Raw genomic sequence first — 6,421 nt, forward strand, 5'->3', positions numbered from 1 at the left:
TGTCGGGGCAGCCTGTTTAACCGCAGGCTGCCCCTTTTTGTTTCCGGCTGATAAAGGCCAATAGATGTTCACTCACCGGTGCCGGCGCATCCTCCATCAAAAAGTGCCCGGCATTTTCCACCACCTGCAGCACCGCTCCCGGAATATCCGCTTGTAGCCGATGTGCATAAGCCAGCGGCTGCCACTCATCTTCGGCGCCCCACAGAATCTGCACCGGCAAATCCATGCCCGGCAGGCGCTCGGAAAAATCAGCGGTGTACCGTGAATCGTAATGCGCCACCTGATGCTGGTAGAACGCCGGCTGGCCGACCACGCCGCTGATCGGCGCCAGGTACGCCTCCAGCAACTCACCTTGCATCACGCGTTTGTCGTACACGGCCATGGCCAGTTGGCGGATCATCAGTGCCCGGTGTTCGTCGGGTGCCATGCGCGCATGGTCGCTGAACCGCTGGTGAATCCCGCGCCAGGTGGGCGATGGCCACGAGTCGTAGCTGGGCGCGTCGGCGATCGTCAATGAGCGCACCCGTTGTGGATGCTCCAGGGCAAACAGCAACGCGATGACGCCACCAATGTCATGGCCGACCAGGTGCACGCCCTCAAGCTCCCAGTGATCGAGTAATTCACCGATCAGCTGGCTTTGCGCCGCGACGGAAGTGTCCGCGTGGTGCGGGCGCTCCGAAGCGCCAAAACCCAACAGGTCAAACAGGTGCACCTGCATTCCGGCGGCCGTCAGGCGCGGCACCACATTACGCCAGATGATGGAGTGGGCGGGTGTGCCGTGCAGCAACAGCACCGGCAGCCCATCGCCATGCCGGCCTGTGGCAATGCGCCAACCGTTGATCAAGGCGACTTCGTTCAGCAGGGCAGTCATGTCAAATCCTCGCGGTGATGAAGGCTTTACCCTAAAGCGCTGCTGGTCATGACACCAATGACAACTTACTCTCTGAGAATCCAGTTTTTGTCATAGGTCTCGATCATGAACCAGCGACTGCCCATCGATGTGCTGCGCGCCCTGCAAACCGTAGTGGAAACCGGGAGTGTCACCCGGGCGGCCGAGCGCCTTAACCTCAGCCAGTCGGCGGTCAGCTGGAAGATCAAGCGCCTGGAGAAACAGCTGGAGCGACCGTTGATCCAGCGCGACGGCCAGCGCCTGGTGGCCAGCGACGATGGCGCGCAATTGCTCATCCACGCCCGGCGCATCCTTGAGGCCCACGATGCCGCACTGGCGCATTTCAACCCGGTGCAACTGCACGGCACCATCCGCCTGGGCGCCACCGAGCAGGTGCCGATGGCCGAGCTGTCGAACCTGCTGGGCCAGTTCTCACGACAGCATCGCCAGCTGGATGTGCGGATCGTGGTGGAACAGAGTCACGTACTGCGCCAGGCCCTGGTCGACCGCGAGCTGGACCTGGCGCTGCACCAGGATTTCACCCATCGCGTCGAAGCGCGTGACCAGTTGTTGTGGAGCGAGAACGTGCATTGGTGCACCCGGCCCGGCTGGCAACACGCACCGGATGATTGCGTGCGGCTGATCACGTTCGGGCCTGGCTGTTTTTACCGGCAACTGGCCCAGGAACGCCTGAGTGCCTTGGGCATTCCCTGGCAGGTGGCGGTGGAGTGTGGTTCGGTGGAGGGTGTGGTCTCGGCCATCGCTGCCGGGCTGGGCGTCGGCCTGCTCAGCAGCGACCACCTCGACAAGCGGGTGGTGGTGCATCGGCCTTTCGAGCAGCAGATGGCGCTGCCTGAAGTGGCCAATGTATTGCGCTTCGCCGAGGACAGCCCCGAGCCCCGGCTACAGGCGTTGCAGCAACTGCTGGTGCAGGCGCTGCACCGGGGCTGATCAGATTTTCCAGTGGCTGGCAGTCTTGGCCAGGCGCTGGCGCATGTCATCAATGTTGGCGGCCAGTTGCAGGGTCAACAAACGGTAACCGTCCAGCGCGTTGACCACCGGCACTTCAAAGGTCTGCTCGTGGGGCGTCGTGTTGCTCGGCCGCTCCAGCCGTTCGGTCACTCCAGACTTCAAGGCCCGCGCCATGCCGATCAACTGCACCCGTATCTGTCGATGCTCGCTCTTCAACGCCACCTGCATCCGTGCCAGAGCCTCCTTGTCCCGTGGATCGGGCCGGGTGTTGCCGAGGATCTCCAGGGTGCTGATGCACATGCGCAGGTGCCGCTGGATGATGTCCAGCTCGGTCATGGAAATCCGCACTTCCTTGGACACCGACGGCATCAGCGAACGCAGTTGCAGCATGGCGGCGTTAAGCCGATTGAGCAGCTTGAGGTGTTCATCATCGGTCACCGACTGGCCGCTGATGATCCGGCTGTAAATCGCCGCGCAATCGCGCAAGGCACTGGCCAGGTTGTAGCGCCAGGAATACACCGCATACAACGGCAGGGCGAAGGAAAACGCCAGGGCCAGGACGATGCCGATCAGGATGTCCACCGTGCGCCACAACCCATCCGACAGCGGGTTGTCACCATGGCCGGCGACGATAAACACGGTGATCGCCGACAGCAGTGCGATGTACCCGCCCTTGCCGATGGCGTGATAGGAAAAGAACCCGCACACCACCGACATCAGCAGATAGGTCAGCAGCGGCTGGCCCAGGTACGTCTCCTGCACCACCAGCAGCAAGCCGACGCTGGCCCCGATCAACGTACCGTAGGCACGCTCGACGGCTTTCTTGCCGATATTGCCATGGTGCTGCAAACCGCCGATCACGATCAGCATCGTCACCGAGGCCCATTCACCGTGGGGCAGGTTGATGCCGGTGGTGAGCAGGATCGTGGCGAGCAACCCAATGGAAACGCGTACCGCGTGGATCAACTTGGCATGACGGTAGCGCCGGTACGGGTCCAATAGCGGACGCAGCAAGCGGCGGGCGAAGAGGGGCAAGTGCAATGAAAACGGTCTCAAGGTGGCCTCGGTCGAACAGGCGCCGTCGACTCAGGGTGGGAGCTGGCTTGCCTGCGATAGCGGTGTCACAGCCAACATCACTGTTGGAGGTGAGTCCGTCATCGCAGGCAAGCCAGCTCCCACAGGCGTTCGGCGACCTATTTCAGGGTTTAGAAAATATAGTCAGTGGTCAAAAAGCTCGACGTCCGCTCCTGCAAAATGTCGCTCACCAGTTCCTTGTTGCTCGCCTGGAACTTGGTCGCCACCAGGGTACGGATCGAAAACACCCGCAACGCGTCATGTACCGACAGCGTGCCCTCGGCCGAGTTCTTGCGCCCGTTGAACGGGAAGCTGTCCGGCCCGCGCTGGCACTGGGCGTTGATATTGATCCGGCCCACCTGGTTGGCGAACGCATCCACCAGCCGCCCGACTTCACCCGGGCTGGTGCCGAAGATGCTCAGTTGCTGGCCGAAGTCCGATTCCAGCACGTAGTCGATCACCGTCTCCAGGTCGCGGTAAGGCACGATCGGCACCACCGGGCCGAATTGCTCTTCGTGGTACACGCGCATCTGCGGGTTCACCGGGTACAGCACCGCCGGGTAGAAGAACGAGCCACGGCTGGCGCCGCCATTCTCGTTCACCACCTTGGCGCCGTGAGCCAGCGCGTCGGTCACCAGGCCGCCGAGGTAGTCGACCTTGCCTTGCTCGGGCAGCGGCGTCAGCGACACACCGTCTTCCCACGGCATGCCGGGCTTGAGGGTGGCCAGCTTGTGGTTGAATTTCTCGATAAAACTGTCGACCACATCCTCGTGCACAAACAGGATCTTCAGTGCGGTACAACGCTGGCCGTTGAACGACAGGGAGCCGGTCACCGCTTCGCTGACCGCATTGTCCAGGTCGACCTGTGGCAGCACGATCCCGGGGTTCTTCGCGTCCAGGCCCAGCGCCGCGCGTAGACGGTGCGGTTTTGGGTGCAGCTTCTTCAAATCGCTGGCGGCCTTGTTGGTGCCGATAAACGCAAAGATATCGATCTTGCCGCTGGCCATCAGCGCGCTGACGGTCTCGCGGCCGCTGCCGTAGATCACGTTGATTACGCCGGCGGGGAAGCTGTCGCGGAACGCCTCCAGCAACGGGCGAATCAGCAATACGCCGAGCTTGGCCGGCTTGAATACCACGGTGTTGCCCATGATTAGCGCCGGGATCAGCGTGGTGAAGGTCTCGTTCAGCGGGTAGTTGTAAGGGCCCATGCACAACGCAACGCCCAGCGGTACGCGGCGGATTTGCCCGAGGGTGTCCTGTTCCAGCTCGAAGCGGCTGGAGCGGCGATCGAGTTCCTTGAGGGCGTTGATGGTGTCGGTGATGTAGTCGCAGGTGCGGTCGAATTCTTTCTGCGAGTCCTTGAGGTTCTTGCCGATCTCCCACATCAACAGCTTCACCACCGCGTCGCGCTGTTCACGCATGCGCCGCAAAAAGGCCTCGACGTGCTGGATGCGATCTACCACGCGCATGGTCGGCCAGGCGCCCTGGCCACGGTCGTAAGCGGCCACGGCGGCGTCGAGGGCCGTCAGGGCAGTGTCGGCGTCCAGCAGCGGGGTGCTGCCGATGATTACCGGCGTGTCACCGTCGGCGCCGCGCAATTGCACCGGGCTGCGTACCTCGGCCAAGGGGCCGTGCCACACATGCAACTGGCCGCCTACCAGGTAATCACGTTGTTCAATGGGCGCTGCGAGCCGGAATTGCTCGGGAATCTCGGCGGCAGTGGGAAACAGCTGGGCGAGCAGGTTGTCGGTGGTCATGTCGCTACCCCTGGAGTGGTTGCAAAACGTGACTAGAGATTCACCCATCAACCGCCCGTGTGGCAAGGGCTAGACGCATTACGTCCAGATATGGCCCGCCAACAGGCCGCCGAACAGCGCCACCCCCAGCGCCGCGCCCACCTGTCGGGCGGCGTTGAGGGTTCCGGCGGCGATGCCGGCGCGGTGCTTGTCCACGGCGCCCATCAAGGCGCTGGTGGCGGCGTGGGTGATCACCCCGGCGGCCAGGCTGCCCAGGCTCACCAGTGGCGGCGCAACAGTGCCTGGACTGGACCGAGCGCACCCATCACCTGGCCGGGCCGTTGGGCGTACACCTGCTGAATGCCCTGTGCGAGGCCGACTGGCTGCGCCGCTCGAAAAACTCCCGTGCGGTGCTGGTCACACCCAAAGGCTGGGCGCAACTCAAGGCGCAACTGAACCTCGACCCGCGAACCCTGGAAAACCTTGAGCACAACCCGGCACTGGCCGGTTAAACTGCGCGGCTTTCTTGAAGGAGTTCACATGAGTCAGTACCAGCCGGGCATTCTTGCCGCACCGGTGCCGTTGCAGGCACGCCATCTGTTTTTTGCCATTGAGTCCCTGGAGGCTGTACCTGCCGCACTGGATGCGCTGGTGCAGTTGGCAGACGCGAATGCAGTGGTCGGTTTCGGTGAGCCGCTGGTCAATGCCCTTGGCGCCCGGGTTGACGGGTTGCGGGCGTTCCCTCACGTGAGCGGGCCGGGGGCGGAGAATCCGTCGACCCAGCAGGCGTTGTGGGTCTGGCTGCATGGTGTGGATCGCGGTGAGTTGCTGTTGCGCAGCCGCGCGTTTGAGAAGGCCCTGGCGCCGGGGTTTGCCTTGGTTCAGATGACCGAGGGTTTTCGCTACAAGACCGGGTTTGATCTGACCGATTATGAGGATGGCACTGAGAATCCCCATGACGATGCGGCGGTTGAGGCGGCGGTGGCGGAGGGTGGGGCGAGCTTTGCGGCGATCCAGCAGTGGCAGCATGACCTGGATGGGTTTGCGGCCTTGCCGGCCCTGGAGCGGGATCACATCATCGGTCGCCGCCATGGTGATAACGAGGAGCTGGAGGATGCGCCGGAGTCGGCGCACACCAAGCGTACGGCTCAGGAGAGTTTTACCCCTGAGGCGTTTGTGGTGCGCCGGTCGATGCCTTGGGCCGAGAATGGGCAGGCGGGGTTGATGTTCCTGGCGTTTGGGCATTCGTTTGATGCGTTTGAAGCGCAGTTGCGGCGGATGAGTGGGCTTGAGGATGGGATTGTTGATGGGTTGTATCGCATCAGCACGCCGTTGACTGGGGGGTACTACTGGTGTCCGCCGGTGCTTGAAGGGCGGTTGGATTTGAGTTTGGTTTTTTCAGGGTGAGTACATATCCGTTATTTAGGTAACGGCGGCTTATGGTTTCGCTCTTACAGCGACTCACTTTGGAAGAGCCCCAAAGTAAGCAAAGGGCTCTGCCCCGCCTGTCGGCGCCTCGCTATGGCTCGGCGTTCCCTCACTCCGGCATTGCTCCGCGGGCCGCCGCGACGGGGCGTCCCTGCCCCGTCGCGGCTAAACCGGCGTCCTGCCGGTTTACCCGCTCCTCAATCCCTGCGTTCGGCCTCGGGCTTATTGGGGCAGTCAGAGCCAGATCAAGATCAAAAGCAAGAGCACAGCGGCCTACAGGCCGGCTTGAGTGGTAGAAGCCAGAGCAAAAGCCAAAGCGAAA

The 6,421-nt window shown here is 62.7% G+C and carries 7 protein-coding genes; 3 read left to right on the forward strand and 4 right to left on the reverse strand.

Annotated features, from left to right (window positions below):
* Positions 1–16: 16 nt before the first annotated feature.
* The gene (locus tag P3C29_RS28870) at positions 17–871 is read right to left on the reverse strand and encodes an alpha/beta hydrolase (protein WP_201124794.1); all 855 of its coding nucleotides are present in this window, start codon (positions 869–871) and stop codon (positions 17–19) included.
* 105 nt (positions 872–976) lie between these two features.
* Between P3C29_RS28870 and P3C29_RS28875 the strand changes: the two genes are divergently transcribed.
* A complete protein-coding gene (locus P3C29_RS28875) occupies positions 977–1,840 on the forward strand; it encodes a LysR family transcriptional regulator (RefSeq protein WP_275966049.1) in 864 nt (287 codons plus the stop codon).
* Here P3C29_RS28875 and P3C29_RS28880 read toward each other — a convergent pair whose 3' ends face one another.
* The 3 genes from P3C29_RS28880 to P3C29_RS28890 all read right to left on the reverse strand — a co-directional run bounded on the left by P3C29_RS28880 (position 1,841) and on the right by P3C29_RS28890 (position 4,953).
* The gene (locus P3C29_RS28880) at positions 1,841–2,902 is read right to left on the reverse strand and encodes an FUSC family protein (protein ID WP_169389408.1); all 1,062 of its coding nucleotides are present in this window, start codon (positions 2,900–2,902) and stop codon (positions 1,841–1,843) included.
* Between the two features lie 164 nt (positions 2,903–3,066).
* Entirely contained in the window at positions 3,067–4,692 is a 1,626-nt protein-coding gene (locus tag P3C29_RS28885; RefSeq protein ID WP_010167042.1) for an NADP-dependent glyceraldehyde-3-phosphate dehydrogenase, read from the reverse strand.
* 78 nt (positions 4,693–4,770) lie between these two features.
* Positions 4,771–4,953 (reverse strand): hypothetical protein, encoded by a 183-nt coding sequence (locus P3C29_RS28890; RefSeq protein WP_275966050.1) that lies wholly within the window; start codon positions 4,951–4,953, stop codon positions 4,771–4,773.
* A 2-nt stretch (positions 4,954–4,955) separates the two neighbouring features.
* Here P3C29_RS28890 and P3C29_RS28895 point away from each other — a divergent pair, with 2 nt between their 5' ends.
* A complete protein-coding gene (locus P3C29_RS28895; protein WP_010167044.1) occupies positions 4,956–5,183 on the forward strand; it encodes a hypothetical protein in 228 nt (75 codons plus the stop codon).
* A gap of 28 nt (positions 5,184–5,211) precedes the next feature.
* Positions 5,212–6,078, forward strand: a complete 867-nt coding sequence (locus P3C29_RS28900; protein ID WP_010167046.1) for a Dyp-type peroxidase — start codon at positions 5,212–5,214, stop codon at positions 6,076–6,078.
* Positions 6,079–6,421 lie beyond the last annotated feature (343 nt).

This window comes from Pseudomonas sp. 1912-s (assembly GCF_029269205.1).
In the GTDB taxonomy this organism is placed as follows: Bacteria; Pseudomonadota; Gammaproteobacteria; order Pseudomonadales; family Pseudomonadaceae; genus Aquipseudomonas.